Here is a 1284-nt window from a genome sequence, read left to right as displayed (position 1 = left end):
CCGTTGAAATCGGAACGAAGCGGGATCGCTGAAGCCATGGCAAACCTCCGTTTGCCTCCATCGATTCAGACTTCGCCCGCCTTGGGAACCCCTACAGAGTCAGCTATCGCGCACGTTGGTATGAGAACGTATTTACCGCATCGCCACAGACGGCAGGATCTGGCTTACACAAAACGCCTCCAAGCGAGCAATCCGCGGCTTCAGGCTCTCCCGAGAATCCCAGTTGTTGCCGCTCCGATCGCTGCGCCTTGACGCCCACGCTCATCGCCACCGCCTAACTGAGCGGCACCGCAGGCTCGGCTTGCGGATCTCCTCCCGCGCATCGCTGCAATATGGCACGCATCGTCTGAGTTCTTTGTGTCAGGATTACCACCCATTCGACGCGCGAAAATCGCCTCTCACAAATCTCTCAACAGTCGCACGGCGTGTGACGAAAAAATGCCGGACCGACCAGGTCTCGTGTAGTGAGGAGGCCACCTAGGTAAGCCTGAGCATCCAGGGCACTCCGCCCGACGATCCTTCGGAAAGACTTGGCGACACCGCTCTCCCGGCAGCTATTAAAGGCTGGTTGTCATGCAGGCGTGCATCTCGAACGCATCTGATTTATTTGGCGCCTCGCGCAATCATGGCGTCTTTCGTGCAATCTGGAGACTGGTTCTGGAAGAAGAAGATGAGACCTTCGAGACGATCACGCTGGCGCATTTGGATGCGATGAAAGCATCAGAACGGGACTCGCTCGCCTTCGGCGTCGTAGGGTTGGCGCCGGACTTGCGGGTCGAGATCTACGATGCCACAGAAGCTCGTTTGTCCGGGCTCGATCCGCAAAGCGTTCTCGGCGTTCCATTTTTCGAAGCGGTCGGCCAATGCATGAACAATTTCATGGTAGCCCAGCGCTTCGAGGACGAGGCCGAGCTGGACGCCATCGTTCCCTATGTCCTGACGCTGCGCATGCGACCAACACGGGTCCGCCTTCGCCTCCTCGCGTCGCCTCAGGGCCTCCACCGTTACATCCTGATCGAGCGCTGAGACGACATCCATGAGCGAGGACTCCGGCGACGAGAAACTGCTCGAGTTTCTATATGCCTGCCCTGTCGGTCTGATCGAGTGCTATGCGTACGGTGACATCAGCATGATCAACCCGCACGCAATGCAGCACCTAATACCAACGTGCGCTGATCAGAACTCATGCGCCCAGTCCCGCATTCCGATTGAGATGATTTTCCAGGGCTGATCGACGAGCTTGTTCCAAGCGTCACAGCAGTGGGCGACGATGTCGTCGTAGTC

Annotated in this window: 1 protein-coding gene; it reads left to right on the top strand. The window is 57.9% G+C overall.

Features of this window, described 5'->3' with window-relative positions:
- Positions 1–573: 573 nt before the first annotated feature.
- Positions 574–1026, top strand: coding sequence for a hypothetical protein (locus tag GTW51_RS23295; protein ID WP_203566288.1), 453 nt, complete (start codon positions 574–576; stop codon positions 1024–1026).
- Positions 1027–1284 lie beyond the last annotated feature (258 nt).

Origin of the sequence: Aurantimonas aggregata, assembly GCF_010500835.1 — a bacterium.
GTDB classification, from domain to species: Bacteria; Pseudomonadota; Alphaproteobacteria; order Rhizobiales; family Rhizobiaceae; genus Aurantimonas; species Aurantimonas aggregata.
Note: the sequence above shows the minus strand (reverse complement) of the source record. Positions and strands in the feature narration are given on the sequence as shown.